At 44.0% G+C, this 17,171-nt stretch carries 16 protein-coding genes and 2 rRNA genes (1 of these 18 running past the window's edge); 5 read left to right on the top strand and 13 right to left on the bottom strand.

The features are described from left to right. Both DTQ70_RS23065 and rrf read left to right on the top strand, forming a co-directional pair. Window positions 1-1,910: ribosomal RNA gene (locus DTQ70_RS23065) — 23S ribosomal RNA — on the top strand; it begins 895 nt to the left of the window's first position. Between the two features lie 73 nt (window positions 1,911-1,983). Further along, window positions 1,984-2,095: ribosomal RNA gene (rrf, locus tag DTQ70_RS23060) — 5S ribosomal RNA — on the top strand. 54 nt (window positions 2,096-2,149) lie between these two features. Here the strand turns inward: rrf and DTQ70_RS23055 are convergent. From DTQ70_RS23055 to DTQ70_RS23010, 10 genes are all read right to left on the bottom strand, one after another. Continuing rightward, complete coding sequence (locus DTQ70_RS23055; protein ID WP_122932990.1) at window positions 2,150-3,691, bottom strand: right-handed parallel beta-helix repeat-containing protein; 1,542 nt, start codon at window positions 3,689-3,691, stop codon at window positions 2,150-2,152. 110 nt (window positions 3,692-3,801) lie between these two features. Then, the gene (locus DTQ70_RS23050; RefSeq protein ID WP_122932989.1) at window positions 3,802-4,386 is read right to left on the bottom strand and encodes a hypothetical protein; all 585 of its coding nucleotides are present in this window, start codon (window positions 4,384-4,386) and stop codon (window positions 3,802-3,804) included. Window positions 4,387-4,389: 3 nt separating this feature from the next. Further along, complete coding sequence (locus tag DTQ70_RS23045) at window positions 4,390-4,893, bottom strand: hypothetical protein (protein ID WP_122932988.1); 504 nt, start codon at window positions 4,891-4,893, stop codon at window positions 4,390-4,392. A 17-nt stretch (window positions 4,894-4,910) separates the two neighbouring features. Then, entirely contained in the window at window positions 4,911-5,342 is a 432-nt protein-coding gene (locus tag DTQ70_RS23040; protein WP_122932987.1) for a lipocalin family protein, read from the bottom strand. Between the two features lie 11 nt (window positions 5,343-5,353). Continuing rightward, window positions 5,354-5,992 carry a hypothetical protein gene (locus tag DTQ70_RS23035; protein WP_122932986.1) on the bottom strand — a complete coding sequence of 213 codons (639 nt, stop codon included), beginning with the start codon at window positions 5,990-5,992 and terminating at the stop codon, window positions 5,354-5,356. After that, window positions 5,989-6,330 carry a LytTR family DNA-binding domain-containing protein gene (locus DTQ70_RS23030; protein WP_122932985.1) on the bottom strand — a complete coding sequence of 114 codons (342 nt, stop codon included), beginning with the start codon at window positions 6,328-6,330 and terminating at the stop codon, window positions 5,989-5,991. Before DTQ70_RS23030 ends, DTQ70_RS23035 begins: the two co-directional genes overlap by 4 nt. Before the next feature lie 25 nt (window positions 6,331-6,355). Then, window positions 6,356-7,429 carry a tail fiber domain-containing protein gene (locus DTQ70_RS23025; RefSeq protein ID WP_122932984.1) on the bottom strand — a complete coding sequence of 358 codons (1,074 nt, stop codon included), beginning with the start codon at window positions 7,427-7,429 and terminating at the stop codon, window positions 6,356-6,358. 19 nt (window positions 7,430-7,448) lie between these two features. After that, complete coding sequence (locus DTQ70_RS23020; RefSeq protein WP_122932983.1) at window positions 7,449-8,324, bottom strand: hypothetical protein; 876 nt, start codon at window positions 8,322-8,324, stop codon at window positions 7,449-7,451. 83 nt (window positions 8,325-8,407) lie between these two features. Next, a complete protein-coding gene (locus DTQ70_RS23015) occupies window positions 8,408-9,409 on the bottom strand; it encodes a tail fiber domain-containing protein (protein WP_122932982.1) in 1,002 nt (333 codons plus the stop codon). Between the two features lie 10 nt (window positions 9,410-9,419). Next, window positions 9,420-10,034, bottom strand: a complete 615-nt coding sequence (locus DTQ70_RS23010) for a cupin domain-containing protein (RefSeq protein ID WP_122932981.1) — start codon at window positions 10,032-10,034, stop codon at window positions 9,420-9,422. A 219-nt stretch (window positions 10,035-10,253) separates the two neighbouring features. On the opposite strand from DTQ70_RS23010, the gene DTQ70_RS23005 reads away from it, so the two are divergent. Both DTQ70_RS23005 and DTQ70_RS23000 read left to right on the top strand, forming a co-directional pair. Then, on the top strand, window positions 10,254-10,964 hold the full coding sequence (locus DTQ70_RS23005; RefSeq protein ID WP_122932980.1) for a LytTR family DNA-binding domain-containing protein: 711 nt from the start codon (window positions 10,254-10,256) through the stop codon (window positions 10,962-10,964). Beyond that, a complete protein-coding gene (locus DTQ70_RS23000) occupies window positions 10,961-12,982 on the top strand; it encodes a tetratricopeptide repeat-containing sensor histidine kinase (RefSeq protein ID WP_122932979.1) in 2,022 nt (673 codons plus the stop codon). The genes DTQ70_RS23005 and DTQ70_RS23000 overlap by 4 nt, the downstream gene beginning before the upstream one ends. Before the next feature lie 23 nt (window positions 12,983-13,005). Here DTQ70_RS23000 and DTQ70_RS22995 read toward each other — a convergent pair whose 3' ends face one another. Genes DTQ70_RS22995 through DTQ70_RS22985 form a run of 3 tightly spaced genes read right to left on the bottom strand, consistent with a single transcriptional unit; the run spans window position 13,006 to window position 16,454 of the window. After that, window positions 13,006-13,869, bottom strand: coding sequence for a retron system putative HNH endonuclease (locus tag DTQ70_RS22995; RefSeq protein WP_122932978.1), 864 nt, complete (start codon window positions 13,867-13,869; stop codon window positions 13,006-13,008). Between the two features lie 9 nt (window positions 13,870-13,878). Next, entirely contained in the window at window positions 13,879-15,366 is a 1,488-nt protein-coding gene (locus DTQ70_RS22990; RefSeq protein WP_122932977.1) for an AAA family ATPase, read from the bottom strand. A 53-nt stretch (window positions 15,367-15,419) separates the two neighbouring features. Further along, window positions 15,420-16,454, bottom strand: a complete 1,035-nt coding sequence (locus tag DTQ70_RS22985; RefSeq protein WP_122932976.1) for a hypothetical protein — start codon at window positions 16,452-16,454, stop codon at window positions 15,420-15,422. 362 nt (window positions 16,455-16,816) lie between these two features. Between DTQ70_RS22985 and DTQ70_RS22980 the strand changes: the two genes are divergently transcribed. Then, window positions 16,817-17,170 (top strand): PadR family transcriptional regulator, encoded by a 354-nt coding sequence (locus DTQ70_RS22980; RefSeq protein ID WP_122934525.1) that lies wholly within the window; start codon window positions 16,817-16,819, stop codon window positions 17,168-17,170. Window position 17,171: the final 1 nt, after the last annotated feature.

The raw sequence follows: 17,171 nt of genomic DNA, 5'->3' as shown, positions 1-17,171 counted from the left end.
TGCGGGGGAGTCAAATCCTACCAAATTCTGACAAACTCCGAATGGGCATAAACAGACACAGCAGTGAGGGCCGGGGTGCTAAGGTCACGGTCCGAGAGGGGAACAACCCAGAGCAACCGCTAAGGTCCCTAAGTATATACTAAGTTGAACAAAGGAAGTCTGACTGCCGAGACAGCCAGGATGTTAGCTTGGAAGCAGCTATACATTTAAAGAGTGCGTAACAGCTCACTGGTCGAGCGGGGCGGGCGTCGATAATAAACGGGCATCAAGTATATCACCGAAGCGATGCGATTAGTAATAATCGGTAGGGGAGCATTCCAACGTCAGTGAAGTTGTAGCGTGAGCTATGGTGGAGATTTTGGAAAAGCAAATGTAGGCATAAGTAACGACAATGTATGTGAGAACCATACACACCGTAAAGCTAAGGATTCCTCAGCTATGTCAATCAACTGAGGGTTAGTCGGGGCCTAAGGGGAAGGCGAAGGCCGCACCTGACGGACAGCAGGTTAATATTCCTGCACCTGATACAAGTGTGAAGCGTACGGGGTAGGGGAGAGAGTACGAAGTGACGGAAGTCTTCGTTGAGCGGCGTTTACGGACAAAGCGAACTTTTGAACTGGCCTCCAAGAAAAAGCGCTGAAACATCAGCTTGTATTAGCCCGTACCGTAAACCGACACAGGTAGCTGGGTAGAATATACCAAGGTGCTCAAGTGAATCACGGTTAAGGAACTCGGCAAATTAGTCCTGTAACTTCGGGAGAAGGGACACTCTGGCGCGAGCTAGAGTCGCAGAGAAATGGCCCAGGCGACTGTTTAACAAAAACACAGGGCAACGCAAAGTGGAGACACGCAGTATGTTGCCTGACACCTGCCCGGTGCTGGAAGGTTAAGAGGGGAGCTTAGCGCAAGCGAAGGTTTGAATCGAAGCCCCAGTAAACGGCGGCCGTAACTATAACGGTCCTAAGGTAGCGAAATTCCTTGTCGGGTAAGTTCCGACCTGCACGAATGGTGTAACGATCTGGGCACTGTCTCAACCGTGAGCTTGGTGAAATTGTAGTAGCGGTGAAGATGCCGCTTACCCGTCACGGGACGGAAAGACCCCGTGCACCTTTACTACAACTTTGCGTTGGATATGGGATATGAATGTGTAGGATAGGTGGGAGGCTATGAAGTGGATTCGTCAGGATTCATGGAGCCAACGTTGAAATACCACCCTTTTGTATTCTGTGTTCTAACTTATTATTGAGGACCGCGCATGGTGGGTAGTTTGACTGGGGTGGTCGCCTCCAAAAGAGTAACGGAGGCTTCCAAAGGTTAGCTCATGACGGACGGTAATCGTCAGGGGAGTGCAAAAGCACAAGCTAGCTTGACTGTGAGACCGACGGGTCGATCAGGTGGGAAACCAGGGTTTAGTGATCCGGTGGTTGCGCATGGGTGTGCCATCGCTCAAAGGATAAAAGGTACGCCGGGGATAACAGGCTGATCATCCCCAAGAGCTCACATCGACGGGATGGTTTGGCACCTCGATGTCGGCTCGTCACATCCTGGGGCTGGAGAAGGTCCCAAGGGTTCGGCTGTTCGCCGATTAAAGTGGCACGCGAGCTGGGTTCAGAACGTCGTGAGACAGTTCGGTCCCTATCTGTGATGGGCGTAGGAAGTTTGACGGGGGCTGACCTTAGTACGAGAGGACCGGGTTGGACTCACCTCTGGTGAATCGGTTGTAACGCCAGTTGCACGGCCGAGTAGCTACGTGGGCAACAGATAAGCGCTGAAAGCATCTAAGTGCGAAACTGGCCTGAAGATGAGACTTCCACATAAGGGACGTTGTAGACGACGACGTTGATAGGCTGCAAGTGTAAAGGTGGTGACATCAAAGCTGAGCAGTACTAATTGCCCAATAGCTTCTTTGTAAATACAGATTTGCATAAATTATTCTCTACCAATGTCAATTGCTTATTGAAAGACGAAATAGCTAATAACCTTGATGGTGGTTACAGGGTGGGTGTTCACCTCTTCCCATTCCGAACAGAGAAGTTAAGCCCCACTCCGCCGATGATACTGCAATAAAATGTGGAAAAGTAGGTAGCCGCCACAATATTAAAATCCGAGAGGAGTTCAGAAATGAGCTCCTCTTTTTTTGTGATATATATTACTCGCCTCCAGTGCCTCGGGTGCCGTTTGTAACAGATACGGGCGGGACACTCAATGAAGAACCATTGTTATACTGGTCAGCGCCAATATCTATTTTAGCACCTCGCGCCTTGCCGTCATAATCTTTTTCTACCAAACTTTGTAGTACTTTCCCTACCCCAATGCACGGGCTACCGTCAGCTAAATGATACGAATTGTCAAGTTTAGGATTGATAAGAAAACTGTTACTATCAAATTTACTTTTCGTCTTCCAGTTATCAAACCCTAAAAACTCTTCGTATTCATCATCATTTCTATCTATGCGATACGACACTTGGCTGGGTTTGTAATAAATATTGTAGCCTAATTCATTTACTCCTTCGGGCAAACCTCGTAAACGGGCCATGTATCCTTGAGCGGAAGCGGCTTGCACAAAAATATTATTAGCCACTTTGATGTCCTTAGACTTTGGAAATTTATCCCCTTTGGGCGTGCCGTATATCTCACCCCGTGCAATCAATAACGCCGCACTTGCATTTTGTGCTACATTGACAAACGTGTTATTATACACTTGCGCATTTTGGGCAGCGTAAAGCCCCACTCCTTCCCATTTTGTATTCACAACAATGTTATTTCGAATAATGACATTGATACTTTCGTAATAATTGGGGTTACTATCGGTGTCAAACCACTCGGCATCAGTGTCGAGATAACCTGCAATTAAACCTCCTTCGCCGCAATTCATGATTAAATTTTGCTCAAAAACACAATCTTTCGCGCCTCCTTTGGCATAAAGACCGTTGGTGGCAATATCATGGATGTAGCAATTGCGGACGGTCATGTTGGAGCCATTGACGTTATCTATGCCTTCCGCATTTTGAGCCGAAATATTGGCAGGTCCAATTCCTGAACGATAGATTTCGCAATTAAGAACTTGAATGTATTGGCAGCCTGGTGCAATTTTAATACAGTCCCGACCCGTATCGTGGATTTTACAATTCAAGATTTTTACGTTTCGCACGCCTCTTCGTTTGGAGAAAGGTACGCTACGGTCGTCGTCCCAATTGCTTTCAAACTTTATTCCATAAAGATAACCACCCACTATTTCGAGGTTTTCGATGGTGATATTTTCAGTGGTTGGTTCTCGAAACCACAAACAGCTTGTGATGTCTTCAACGGTCGTGGATGCTTTAATGATAGCCCATTCACCAGGATAGGAGTGAAGATGAATGTTGGACGTACGAAATTTAATTTCTTTACTTTCGTGCGTTCCGCCTCTCAGAACGATTTCCAAAGCTTTGGAAGGGTCTGCGCCGTCAGCGGCTTTTTGAATGGTTTTAAACGGCTTATTTTCGCTTCCATCGTTGGTGTCGTTGCCTGATGGGGAAACGTAAACAATGCCACTAAGTGTACCACTGCTACCATCACAGTTGGGCGGGGCTTGGGAACACCCACAGGCTGTAGGGGCAGTGTCGCATTCATCGGTTTCGATGTTTTCTTTGCTGCATCCAAAAATACCCAGCAACAAAAAAATGGTGAAGTAAAAAGAGGGGCGATTCATCAATGTATGAATTTAAAATGAGTGTCGATGTATGGAAAATAAAGGCAAAAGCGTACCTAAAGAAGCCAAAAACAGCTTCGCAATGGATAAAAAATGTCCTTAAAAAGAGATTATTGGGGAATTCGGCCCAGCGTAGCGGTTACTTTTTTAGAATGGCGAGGGTCTGAACTTTTCCATGTGCTAGAGCCGTCAGCATTGTGATATGTAAAAGAAAGCGTTAGGGTCATGCTATCTTGCCAATTCCCACTGTTTGCTTCTAATAGAGTAAAGTTAGGAAGAACGCGTTTTTTCTCGTCTTCTGGGCGGAAATTAAAGTGAAGACGATGAAAATCGTCTTTTTCGACGGCTCCATAAATCTCGTATGTTTCGGTACCTAATCGGCTTTTAGCAATGGCTTTGCCGTCAAACGAACGTTTGTTATCCCTTCTTCGGCTACTACGTTTACGGGCTGCGTTGCGTTCACGTTCTTCTTCCGTCACTGGTTCATCGATTTCTATTTCGAGCGTTTTTTTTACATTATCAGGGTCGATAAAGCTTCCTTGCCATTTGCCAACCAATAATTTTGCGTTTTTATCAGAACTGTAAGCCCACGGTCGGTCGAAAGTATCAAACCAGTAGCTTGTGTAGTATTTACATTCGTAAACAAGCCAACTCAATAAAATCAAACCTCCAATTAATAGCACTCCTTTCTTCATAGTTTAGAGTCTTGCATAGGTATAAACTAATATATTTTTCTTATAAGGCCCTTGACTGGTAGCATCTACTTTAAGGTACATGATATTGTCTTTCAGCTCAATATCATACGTCAAATCTCCACTTTGGCCGAGGCTTTGTGCCAATTCTTTTTCTTCTTTACCAATGATCTTCAGTTGCCCCACGTCAATGTCTTTTCCACTGAGGCGCGTTACTTTCAGTTCCCAGCGCACTTCGCGACGTTGGCCGTCCATTGTAGCCACCATGCGACCATCTTTAAAAAACTCCCAAATAATAATCACACCCTTCGACTTCAACTCTGGCCCTGAGCTGATTTCGGAGCCATCTTGTTTGGTAATTTCATAGCGGGCGCGGATGGCTTCCCATTTGCCCAGCAGCGACGTAAAGTTGTCGGGGTCGGGGGTTTCTGTGGTGTCGTTGCCGCAGCCAGCGCCCATATTTACGAAGAATACGACCAATAGAAGGCCGTAAATGAGTAGCTTTTTCATGGTTTGAGGGATTTGTTTTAATCCTTTTTATAGATGATTTTTATTGATTTTGTCCCTTTGGGTACATATTTATCTTGTGGACTATACACGTGCGTAGTGGTCATGGTATTGCCAGAGATGCTCACTTGGTCGGTATTTGTAAGGTCTTTCATGCTGGTTGTGAGAGTGGAGCCGTTGAGTTTCCAAGTAGAAAGTACCGCAGGAATGGGGCAGCCTTTCGGGACGCGCATACTCAAATTTCCGTTGGCTTCAAAAACATACACAATATCGGCCGTGCAAGGCATTGCTTTGGTAAGTTCTGCCATATCGTCGGTGGTTTTTCCGTCCGAATAGGTAGTGATGATGGCAGTTCGTTTCCAAGCACCCACGATACTTTGGGCTGACAGAGAGTGATTTATGGCGAGTAAGGTCAGCAGGGTAACTACACCTTGAGCGAGGAGTTTTTTCATCTGAATCTGCTTTATGATTTAATAAGTTGGACGGAGATTCCTGTAGTGGGGCCTGTGGCAGTGGTATTGTACATTTCGTCGTTGTTTCGATAAATAAACACCCTGCCCGACTGTATAATTACGGTTTGAAACCGCTGTATAGCCTGCTTGCCCGTTACAGTTTCAAAATAACTGTCATTAAAGTTGTCTTTTTTAATGATAACATAATTACCCGCATAAGGGTAGTTCCACTTGACATTTTCCATTTTACTGGTTTTAGCTACATCAGATAGTTCCATGTTTGAGGCCGTCCACTCGTCGGGGGCACCTGTTAGGCTTCTGAACGTAAGTGCTTGATTAGCAGGGTTGAACTCAAACTTAAGTACGTTTTTATTGGTCTGGGTGATGGTAACTACGTTGTCTTCGCCCAAAACCCATGTGCCTCCCGACTCGCCCAACGCTTCGTAAAACTTAAAAACACCATTGGGCAAAAAAGAGACGGCAAAACACTGCGTGAGTACGAACTGCCTGTTGTCGTTTTCTCGAACGGGCTTGTATTTGAAAAAGCCCGTCCAAATACTGTTAGTGAGTTGCTCAGCAGGGTCTATTTCTGCTGTTTTGCAACCCATGAACATCCAAATGATGAGCCCAAAAATGAGTACTTTTTTCATGTTGTTTGGCGGAGATACTTTTTAACCAACGTTTTTTTTCGACGCGACACTTCTACCTGTTGCCCATTGTGTAAAACAAGCGATAGGTATTTTCGGGTATCGGACTTATGAACTGAGACCTCGCTGATTCGGATTAAAAAAGAACGATTTACCCTTACAAAAACCTCTTTGGGGAGTTCACGAGCAAAAAGCGCTAGGGTTTTAGAAGTGAGAATGCTCTTCCCGTTCCGAAAATGAATGGTAGTGTAATTACCCATGCCTTCCAGCCACGCAATTTCTTCAATGTAAAAAGGCTGTTTCAATTGTAGTTTCGGACAGAGTTCAATGGTTTTTTTCATGGTGTTTGGTAACGCCTTTGCGCTTTTATTTTCCTGTACCTGTAGGCAAATTCAACGCTGCTTCAATGGCGCTAAGACGGGTTTCTAACTGCCCATTTTTACCTTGTAACTCTTTGATGGCTTCCAACAAATGAGGAATCAGCCCTGTGTAATTGACGCTCAAAAAGCCTTCTTGGTCGGTTTCGACTAATTCAGGAAAAATTTTCTGAACTTCTTGGGCAATGAACCCCGTTTGGAGTGATGTCTCTGGATGTTTTTTCCAGTGATAGTTGACGCCGTTTAATGCTTGAATTCTGTTAAGAGAGCCTCGAATGGGCGTAATGTCGGTTTTGAGGCGCATATCCGAGCAGTTGGTGATGGTAGAATAGGAGCAAATAGAGCCTATATTTACATTCAATCGCAAAAGCCATTGCGCCATGCTTTGGCTATAAATGCCAAACTCATTGTCGTCACGCATTCCAATAAACGCACGTAGTTGATTGTTGGCATTGTTGTTGAACCAAACCCCCGCGCTGGTTTCGTTGCTTCCACCGCTGCGCATACGGGCTCTACCCCCAACATCCAGTATGAAATCTGGAATGTTTCCACTAATGCCTATTCCAAGGCGGTCAGAAATAGCGACATTTCCCAAAAATGACCCAGCGAGTCCAACCCCGTAACTAATCCCTTGCACTCCGATTCCTCCCGTATTCGATATGCCAAGTACCCCCGTATGCCCATCACCATAGACACCAAAGCCAAAAGATTCACTTGACTTTCCCCAAAGTCCATGTTTGCCAGAACCAAATACACCAACGTTGTATGCGCCATTCCCACCAAGGGAAGGTGCGTTTTTCCCTAGTCCGACCACTCCAATAAATTGGCTTTTGGGATTGCTCGCATCAGGTGTAATTTCTCCGTGCAGCCCTTCCTGGGAATAAATTCCCGTACCAGATGCCTGTGAAAAAATGGGAATGTAAGGCGAGGTGGTATAAAGTGCGTGAAGTGAAGCTTTTGAGGTAATGGCGGTACTACCCGAAGTGCGTATCTCTACGACGGGGTTTTGAGCGTGTAGCACTCCATAGCCGATTGTGCAAAATAGTAATAATAGCTTTTTCATGAGAGAGGAATTAAAAGGGTTATCGTCCAGCGTTATAAATGCTCATTAACAGTGCTTTGCTGATGCGTTGGCCTGCTTTTTTGCCAATATGCCCTTGGCCATCGGAGGTATCCACCCCGTTGACGTCGCTGGGGTCAGCAGAGGTATTACGGTTGTCAGGACAAATACGCCAAACGTTGCTTTGTTGGCAGCTACCGTCGTTGGCTTCAAGGGCTTGTAAGTCAAAAATCACATCAGTGCCTTTGAAGGTGTCTTTCATCCATTGGCCTACTTTCATTTTGGCGGCATTTCCTTCGTACGATGAAGTGGAATAGACCAACGGCGGGGTTACGTGCACAAAACGCAGCGAAGGCGATTGAGCACGAAGGGCATCAATCATGGTTTTGTACTCAGTTTGTACTTTTTCGTAGTTATCGTCCATGATGTCGGCGTAACCAAACTTAAAAATCATGATTTGGAGTATGTCCTTGTTGCGAGTCGCATTTTCACGAAATACCCTAATTTTTTCGGAAGGGTTTCCGTTTGGAATACCACCCACATCGACAAAAATCCCGCCTTTTAGCCCTTTGCCCGACGCCGCACCGTCGGTTTTGTCGCCTTTACCGTAATAATCAAAAGGATAGCCGTTGGCTTTGCAGCCTTCTTCCAAATCTTGCCCGACAGATTGGTGCAAAAACAGGGCATTCCAGCCCATGATGCGGCCTTTTTCGGAAGTCGAAAGTTTGTCCCAGTCGGCAACACCTGCCGTACCAACTACGCCAGGTTGACCTTTGCCCATGGCTCCGTTGGTGACAGGGTTCGTAGTGTCGGGGTCGTTGGGCGTGGGAGAATCTTCCGTGGGTGAGCACCCAATCCACAGAAGGGTGCCTATGAGAAAAAATGAGAGTCGTTTCATGGTTTTGAGAGAGTTGTTTAACGACAAAAATGGAAGGTTGCTACGTATATTTAATGGTAAAAAACGGACATTCTGGACGCACATTATTTTTCTTTTGAGAGAATTGTTTCTAGCTTCTCGATACGTGCCGAAAGGCTTTTGTTGGCTTCTATCAAATGTGGAATGAGTCCCATATAGTCCACTGAGAGCATACCATCTTCGTCAGTTTTGACCAGTTCGGGGAAGATTTTTTGCACCTCTTGGGCAATCAATCCTGTCTGTAAATCAGGGCTTTTTTCGTTTTTCCAGTAATATTGATACCCTTCTAGTTGATTAAGTTTTTCGGAAGATTGGCTCAATCTGCGAAAATCTTTTTTGAGACGTATGTCCGAGCAAATAGTAGGTGTAGTAACGTAGCAAATACTTCCTGTGTTGATGTTCCAACGTTGGATATAATTATTATAACCATACCCAAAAACAGCTAACTCAGTTGTTCCACGCATACCGATGAAGGCCAGACTACCTCTATTGACATCATCTCGAAATTCTATTCCACCCTCTAAGTAACTATTGATACTTTTACCTATAATCATTCTGCCTCCAAACAAAGCACTGTACCCCCCATCACGTGTTAATGCCTGAAGAGCATAGCTATTTGATGAATAAGCATCAATGGCAGTGTTAACTGCTTCAATAAACATTCCTTTATATTTTGATCCAACCCCTAATCCAAAAGAGGCCTCATCTCCTTTATTGTATATGCCTACAGTAGATGTGAAAAAAATATTATCAGGCACCGCTATACGTATTCGCGTTCCAGTGTTTTCTATTAAATTAGACCCTACCCAATTGCTTCCATCGTAGCGGAAAGTTTGGTGGAGCGTACCCGCAGGTGGAAGTGCTGATATGTTTCGCCAAGTAGTACCATCTGAGTATTGGTGAGTGCCGTTGGTGGTGTTAAAGAGCATTGTGCCAATACCAACATTATTGGGTGCAGGACGAGCGGCTGCCGAAAAGCGCGGAAACTCAACTCCGTAAGGACTTAGTAGCCCCATTTGGGCGTAAAGGCTATGGGTAAACAGAAAAAACAATAATAACTTCTTCATCTCTCATTCACTATTTTAACCCGTATCTCTTCACAATAGCCGCCCGTTCTTCACCTGAGTTGGCACCATAGAAAAGCCCAAACTTTTCATTGAGTACCTCACGCTCCCGACTTAACGCCGCCGAACCACGCGGAAAACCGTTTTCGGGCGTAAGTTGATGGTAGATTTTCTCCAAAAACTCCTCAAAGGGCTGGTTGAAGTACATATCTACGAAGCGGAGTGGCTTGTCGGAGGTATTAAAAAAGGTGTGCTTAATCATGCGTGGGCGCAGGTGCCACCCGCCTGCTTCTACTTGCACAACTTCATCGCCCACCAAAACGCTGGCAGTACCTTCGAGAACAAACATCAACTCGTCGAGTTCTTTGTGCCAATGTGGGGCGGGGCCCATGGTTTTGGGAGCTACGGCACATTCCACGCTCGAAAATAGCCCGTTGGTCATCGAAGTCCGAATCCAAACCCGTATGTCTGAGCTGCCTTTATGGTCGAGAGGGGGCAATGATGGTAATAAAACGGGTTTGAGCTTGTCTGATAAAACCCCATTGTTATTTTCTCCAAAAGCCGTTTGTGATAATCCAGTAAAAGCAGTTAGGAGTGCCGAATTCAATAAAAAATCTCGTCGTTCCATGGTATCGTTCGTTTTGAATAATTGCTTTGTGAACTAAGCAAGTCAAAACTATACAGAAGAAGGTGGGGTAGCAATCGGTACTCGACCAACAACAGTTTTAATAGACGGAAGACAGAATGGAAGGGGAAATCGAGCCTACCGAAAAGTAAATAAATCCTGATAGACGCACACTTCTATCCCAAAAGCATCTATCTTTAACTGGTCAAGTGCTACTATTACATGAATCCGGATACTACTTATACCTGTGTTATCATTGACGACAATGAAATCGATCGTCTGACGGCACTGATGTATGCCAAAAAATACCCGATGCTGCGCGTGGTTGGGGTTTTTGAATCGCCCCAAGCGGCGATTCCCGTGTTGCAACAAGGACAAATAGACGTATTGATCAGTGATATTGACATGCCCGAAACCTCGGGTTTGGAGCTTCGAGCGCAGTTTAGGGCCATTCCCGTGTGCATTTTTATCACGGCCTACCCCGATTATGCCGCCGAGAGTTTTGACGTCGATGCCTTTGATTTTCTGGTAAAACCACTGAAAGCCGACCGTTTTGACCACAGCATGATGCGTTTGCAGAGTTACTTATCGCTCAAACTGAAAGCCGAACTTTTTGAATACAGTTTGGGAGGAAATACAGTCTTTATCAAAGATGGTCACCAACAAGTTAAGCTGAACTTGCACGAAATTTTGTATTTGGAAGCGCTGAAAGATTATACGCGGATTGTGACCCCGACCAAAAAATACAGTGTGTTGGCTTCGATTGGGCTATTATTGCAGGAGCAAGCTTTTCAGTCGTTTGTTAGAATTCACCGTAGCTATGCCGTGCAAAAACATTACATTGAGCGGGTATCAGCGCAGCAGGTGCACGTTCGCGAATATGCGTTGCCCGTGGGGAGAAGTTACAAAGAGGCTTTACTGAACTTAAAATGAAGACGTTAAAAAAGGGGGGCGGGATTATTTTGTTTCTGTTGGGGTTGCTAATCAACGCCACGCACGCCCAAAAACAAGGACAGGCCCTGGCTGATTCGTTGGTAAAAGTTTTGCCTACGATTAAAAATGATACCCTAAAAGCCCGTACGTATAAGCGTATTGCGGAAGAATACTTTTTTATTAATTCAGATAAAGCGCTTTATTACAGTCAATTGGGGCTAAAACACGCGCAAAAAATGCCTTGGAAGCGGGGAATTGGTGTGTTTACGGGGGCAATAGGGCGGGCTTACAGTGATAAGGGGATGTATGATTCTTGCCAATTGTATTTTCAGCGGGCATTGGTGGTGTACCGCGAAATTGACGATAAATGGAACATGACCTCGATTTTGAACAATCTGGGGGCGGCTGAGCAAAACATTGCGTCTAATTATCCCAAGGCCATCGACTATTACTTAAAAGCATTAAAAATCTCCGAAGAACTGGGGGATGCTTACCTGAAAACGGTGGCGTTGGGCAATGTTTCCACCACATTCTTAGCCCAAAAAAACTACGAAAAAGCGCTAGCCTACGCGCTTAAAGGGCTACAGGAAGCAAAAAAACAAACCAAGGAGTCGGAAGGCGAAGCCCAACGGGAAGTAGGGCAGTCGATGATGAAGGTGATTTCGGTCTATATCGCCAAAGAAGATTACGTAAATGCCAAAAAATACCTGTTTCAAGCCATTCCTCTTTTGGAAAAAACGGGAAATTTGGAAGGGTTAGCAAGTGCGTACGGTAGCTTAGGTACGATTTCGGATAAGGACATCGATAGTAAAATTCGCTATAACCTCAAGGCATTTGAGGCGTGGTCGAAAGTAAATCCCATGCAATCGGATGCGATTCAGAATGCAGGAAACCTCGGCGAAGCCTACATCGAAAAAGCCAAAAGCCAACCTAGCCAGCAAAAAGGATTGCTACAACAAGCCGAAAAATACCTTCAAATCGCCATTAGTCGAAGTAGGCAAAAGGGGGAGGTGAGTAGTCAATCGTACTGGACGGGCGTTTTGGCAGAATTACAGGCAGAACGAGGAGATTATAAAAATGCCTATCTTAATTTCAGGGAGTTTCAGGCGGGGCAAGATTCCATTTTTTCCCAAGAAAATAAAAACAAAATAGCCGAGGTAGAAGGTAAACGTGAGATAGAGTTGCGCGACAAACAACTTGAAATCAATCGGTTGGAGTTGGAAAGTCAGAAAAAACAGCGAGTGGGTTTTGTGATTGGGCTTGTGCTGTTGGGAGTGATTGGGGCTTTGTTGTATTGGCAAAATCAGACGCGGAAGCGCACCAATACGACGCTGTTGCACCTCAACAATGAATTGGACGAAGCCAACAAAGTAAAAGCCAAGTTTTTTGCCATCTTGAGCCACGACTTACGAAGCCCCGTATCGAACCTTATCAGCTTTTTGAACCTCCAAAAAGAAGCCCCTGATTTGCTTTCGCCCGAATTGGCCGCTGCGCATCAACAACGCATCACAACCGCTGCCGAAGGATTGCTCGATACCATGGAGTCGATGCTGCTGTGGAGCAAAAGTCAAATGGAAAACTTTCGGCCACAGGCAAAAGAAGTAGCTGTAAATGAGCTATTTGAGTATTTGCAAAAATTCTTCTCTGGAAATACAGGAGTAGTGATTCAGTTTGAAAACCCCAATCATCTAAACGTCGTAACTGACGAAGATTACCTCAAAGTAATCATGCAAAATCTGACGGGAAACGCCTTAAAAGCACTTAAAAACGTTCCTAATGGCAGCATTCGCTGGGAAGCACGCGAGGAAAAAGGGCAGGTTATTTTGGCCATTACGGACAATGCAGGTGGGGTTTCGGAACAGCAATTAAGCGTCCTCTACTCCGAAACGGCCAACGTGGGTGGAAAATCAGGGTTGGGCTTGCACCTAATTCGCGACTTAGCCAAAGCGATTTCCTGCAAAATCACGGTAAACCCCACACCTAATGTTGGAACGGAGTTTCGGTTGGCATTTGGGTAAATGGGAGTGAGCAAGTTTAACCATTAAAGTTGGCCAGTTCTAAATTGTTCGAAAAGCCTCTTGGCTGCGTTTCCTTGTTTTGTGGGTAACCTTTCACTGAAAAATTTATCAAATTTGACAAACATAAAATATCCAAAACGAGAGTACTCATTTTTAGGGTTTTGGAGTAGTGCTAATTTTTCAAAAAGCCGTTTTATGGCATGACGAGCTTTCTCTTCGGTAATTTTTTGCATTTCTAAATCTCTCAACTCCGTTTGTAGCTGATCAAAGAAATAATTGAGAATTTTTAATCTTTTTTCGACCAAGTCTTTTCGATTTAGGTCACAAATTTTAATTGTTTCGATGGCTCTTAAATTTTGATTCGCCGCATCAACTTTCCCATTAGGCAAAAAAATAAAAAAACGTTCTGTTTCATCTATTTCAGGGTGTAGTAGAAGGGCTTGTTCTTGCTGAAACACTTGTGAATTAGCAATGCTGGAATCAGCATCCAATAAGCCCTCTTGGGTGAAGGTAGGCGACATAACACGCATCCCTGAGACGGGGAAACTGTTGCGTTTTTTATTATTGCATTTAGAGCAGCTCAAGAATAAATTACTCCATTCATAGCCTATCCAATAATAGCCCTCGTGCAAATTATCCTCAGTTACTTTGGCTTTGGGTCGATAGTGCTCTACTTGCATAGGAGCGCCCGCACGAGTATCCGTTTCGCAATAAGCGCATTTCCCATGGTAAAGAACAACGAGTTCATCATACACACTGTCTCGGTAAACTTTTTTCTTAAACTCGTGTTTGCCTTTTTCGCTCAAAGTCAATTGGATAAGTCTCGTACGCTCATCGGTAGTTAGCTTGACAGGGGGATTGGCAAAATCTTTATCGACTCGAATCATCTCCTATTTTTAGTTGGCCTTGGGTTCAAAAAGCGCATCGGGAAATTGTCGATTACTGGCTTCAAATTCAGCCAAATATCGCTCTACTTCGTCGTTATGTTTCATTTCTTCAAACAAATCCTCCGTTCGCGTTTTGGTTATGTCATCATTATTGACCGAAAGCACATCTTCCATGTCAAAAATACCCGATGTCAACAGTAAATTAGGGGTGAGATATTTAAGATTAATTTTAATATGTTCTATTTTAATGCCTTCTTCTTTAGTACGATTCACTTTCAAAACAACAGAATTGGTAGGCGCACCGAGCAACGGAATTGGGCTATTCGTAGAAACAATAAACTGCACTTTGGGAAAAACATTTGAAAACAACTGCGGAATTTGTTTTTGGAGTTTAGGGTGCCAGTGTAGATCCAACTCGTCAATGATAACAATGCCTTTCAATTGGGAAGGGTCGCTCACTTTGGGTTGTAAGTGGGAAAGGCGGACAATCATATCGCCTGCCAAACCAATAATAGCTCTAAATCCAGATGCTAATTTTTGATAAGGGAGAGGTTCGTAGGTTTCAGAGCCATCTACTATATCTTTTTCAATGTATTCGATTTCGCTTGTTCTTTCGTTAAAACGTACATCAGATAAGTTTGGAATAAGTTTACAAAGCGCTTTTTTGACCAAATCGAATCGTTTTTTGTTTTTTTGAAGTAGCCAATCTTTCATTTTAGCCTCTATATTGAGCAGTGCTCCATCAGAATTGAAGAGATTGTAGGTCAATGAACTCATCCGCGCTTCGTCACTGATTTTAGCATCAGCTTTTAGATTCAGCCTTACTGGCCCATAGGCTGCAAGATATGGTAGAGGGTGTGGGTTTCTCCAACAGTCGTTAACGAAATTTTCTTTGTCATTTTTATACGCAACCTGTATATTGATACTTTCATCCTGAATCAATTCAAAGTTCCCGTCTTTGCTGCCGTTTAGTCCTAGCAAAATAGATTGGAGTACTGTTGATTTACCAAAACCATTTTCGCCTACCAAAAATACCCATTGGGTGTCAACGGGCAGATTGTCTATCTCTGCTAATTTGATACCCTGAAAATTGCTAACCAATAAACTTTTGAGACAACAAGGAAGAACTTTGTCCTTTTCTTCATAGATATCTTCTTCTGGTTCTAATTGTGGGTTTTCAAAAAGAGAATTAAGGTTTATTGAATCATATTCTCTGATTGTTTCAATCCATTCTATAAATTCTTCTTTTATACTTCCCTTCAGACCCCCTTTAAAAGGTAAACCATCGTCGAAATAAGGGAAGATTTCTAATTCAAACCTACCCACCACAATGCTTTGCGTGATATTAAAAAAGAAATCTTCATACTTTTTGGTTCTTATCAAAAGAGGGAATTTTTCATCAGACCTAACCACTAAATCTAAGCTGGGGTCTTTGATAAGCGGTTTTAATTCGTCTAAATCCCGTAAAACCTGTAAAGGTAATTTCTGCTTATCCATTCTTTGAATGTGTTTTGCGTTTAATCAAAGTTAGAAAAAAATACGAAAAACCTCTACCGATGCACCCCCAACAACTTCCCTTCCACGGCTTCCCAAGTGTAACGTTGGCTTAGGCTTTGGTCAAAAACAAAGTTTTTCTTTCGGGAAATCAATTCTTCAAGCAGCTTTTTAGTATCCGTTACGTAGTATGAATCGGTGACGTATCCCAAATTTTCCTTTTCGACAAACGATGCGACTTTGATTTCGGCATTGATAATAACGGGCGTTCGTGCCTGTACCGCATCGTAGATTTTGTTGGGACTGGCGTTGAGGTTGTTGTCGTTGATGGGTTCATAGACCGACAAAATATAGTCACATTCAGAAGCCAATCGCATGGTTTCTTGCTGCGTTTTTACCCCCAAAAACGTTACTTGAGGATGCTGGCAAAGTTGGCGAGTAGGTTCGTCATACACCCAACCAATGGCCCAAACGCGTACTTTAGAAGAAAGTGCCACCAAGTCGTTCAGCAGTTGGGTTCCGCGCGTTACACCCAACGAACCGCTGTATAAAATCAGTAATTCGTCGTCGCTGGCGGCTTTGGGCTGGACGTCCGTAAAGGCATAAGGATAATTTTCTACGACGACCGTTTTCTTTTGAAAGTGGTCAGGCACAAGCTGCAAACGATTGTCGTCGGTAACAATAATGGCCGAAGGAAGGCGATATACCCACGATTGCAACGAGCGTACCAAAGCACTATTGGAACGCAAAAATATAGAATCAAAAATATCGGCCACCAAGCGGCGGCGACTCCACCACAACAACGGATAAAAAATCCCCAAAAGCTGCTCGTTGATGACGTGGATGCTGCCGTATGATTGGGTAAAATATAATTTCAGAAACGTCCCCACGTACCGAATCAACGTTCCGATAGACTTATGATGGCCTTTGACCAAATGAAATTCGCGACAAAGCGGTTTCACAAACGATTGAGACTCGTCCCGACCAATGCCCAAATAGATAATATCAAAGTGCTTCGATAACGTTTTGATTTCTTTGTTGATTCTAGTATCCGAGCCGTCGTTGATACAGAGATAAAGCAAGTAGGGCATAGGTCTGTTTTATAAAAGTGTTTTCACTGCAAACTAAATTTAGATTGCCTTAAATTGCTACTATGTAACAGTTCGTTAATTGTTAATCGTTAAGTATTTTTTATATGTTATTGATTTTCAGGTTTTTAGATGTTCTTGTTGAGCCAAAATAATTAAACCCAATGCTAATCAAGCATGTAACACCCTTTGCATTTTGGAGGGTATGGGATCTTGGTACGTATGCCGTTTTTTATTTCGCGAACGGACAAACCCTGTACGATTTCGGACATTGATTTTTGAAAATAGCTCCGACAAAGGTGGTTTTTGTTGTGGCACGATTATTTCATCTAAAAAATTGTATCTAATCAATGACCGACTATTTTATGAGAAAAACGATACTGGGAGAACTCGAAGAACTGGTGCTACTGGTGGTTGCCACTTGCAATGAAGACGTATATGGAATACCCGTTATGGAGGAGCTTCAGCAGCAAACGGGCCGCGACTTTACCATCAGCGCGGTACATACTACGCTGTATCGTTTGGAGGAAAAAGGCTTTTTGTCATCTTCCGTAGGAGGCGCAACGGCTGAACGAGGGGGAAGGCGCAAACGATTATTTGCGCTAACTGCCGCAGGAGGTGAAGTATTGCTGGAAATCCAACAAACCCGCACCCGACTTTGGCAGTCGATTCCGCAAGCTAAACTTGAACTCATGGGTTTATCAGCCAATCCGTTTTAAA

The sequence above is a fragment of the Runella sp. SP2 genome, assembly GCF_003711225.1.
Lineage (GTDB): Bacteria > Bacteroidota > Bacteroidia > Cytophagales > Spirosomataceae > Runella.
The sequence above is the reverse complement of the archived record's forward strand: the minus strand, read 5'-3'. Positions and strand labels throughout refer to the sequence as shown.

Excerpts from the sequence above, each read along its gene's own strand:
- DTQ70_RS23040 (WP_122932987.1), bottom strand. The coding sequence starts at position 5,342 with ATGAAAAAACTCCTCGCTCAAGGTGTAGTTACCCTGCTGACCTTACTC.
- DTQ70_RS22990 (WP_122932977.1), bottom strand. The coding sequence starts at position 15,366 with ATGGATAAGCAGAAATTACCTTTACAGGTTTTACGGGATTTAGACGAA.
- DTQ70_RS23035 (WP_122932986.1), bottom strand. The coding sequence starts at position 5,992 with ATGAAAAAAGTACTCATTTTTGGGCTCATCATTTGGATGTTCATGGGT.
- DTQ70_RS23015 (WP_122932982.1), bottom strand. The coding sequence starts at position 9,409 with ATGAAGAAGTTATTATTGTTTTTTCTGTTTACCCATAGCCTTTACGCC.
- DTQ70_RS23000 (WP_122932979.1), top strand. The coding sequence starts at position 10,961 with ATGAAGACGTTAAAAAAGGGGGGCGGGATTATTTTGTTTCTGTTGGGG.
- DTQ70_RS22980 (WP_122934525.1), top strand. The coding sequence starts at position 16,817 with ATGAGAAAAACGATACTGGGAGAACTCGAAGAACTGGTGCTACTGGTG.
- DTQ70_RS23050 (WP_122932989.1), bottom strand. The coding sequence starts at position 4,386 with ATGAAGAAAGGAGTGCTATTAATTGGAGGTTTGATTTTATTGAGTTGG.
- DTQ70_RS23055 (WP_122932990.1), bottom strand. The coding sequence starts at position 3,691 with ATGAATCGCCCCTCTTTTTACTTCACCATTTTTTTGTTGCTGGGTATT.
- DTQ70_RS23025 (WP_122932984.1), bottom strand. The coding sequence starts at position 7,429 with ATGAAAAAGCTATTATTACTATTTTGCACAATCGGCTATGGAGTGCTA.
- DTQ70_RS22985 (WP_122932976.1), bottom strand. The coding sequence starts at position 16,454 with ATGCCCTACTTGCTTTATCTCTGTATCAACGACGGCTCGGATACTAGA.
- DTQ70_RS23045 (WP_122932988.1), bottom strand. The coding sequence starts at position 4,893 with ATGAAAAAGCTACTCATTTACGGCCTTCTATTGGTCGTATTCTTCGTA.
- DTQ70_RS23010 (WP_122932981.1), bottom strand. The coding sequence starts at position 10,034 with ATGGAACGACGAGATTTTTTATTGAATTCGGCACTCCTAACTGCTTTT.
- DTQ70_RS23020 (WP_122932983.1), bottom strand. The coding sequence starts at position 8,324 with ATGAAACGACTCTCATTTTTTCTCATAGGCACCCTTCTGTGGATTGGG.
- DTQ70_RS22995 (WP_122932978.1), bottom strand. The coding sequence starts at position 13,869 with ATGATTCGAGTCGATAAAGATTTTGCCAATCCCCCTGTCAAGCTAACT.
- DTQ70_RS23030 (WP_122932985.1), bottom strand. The coding sequence starts at position 6,330 with ATGAAAAAAACCATTGAACTCTGTCCGAAACTACAATTGAAACAGCCT.
- DTQ70_RS23005 (WP_122932980.1), top strand. The coding sequence starts at position 10,254 with ATGAATCCGGATACTACTTATACCTGTGTTATCATTGACGACAATGAA.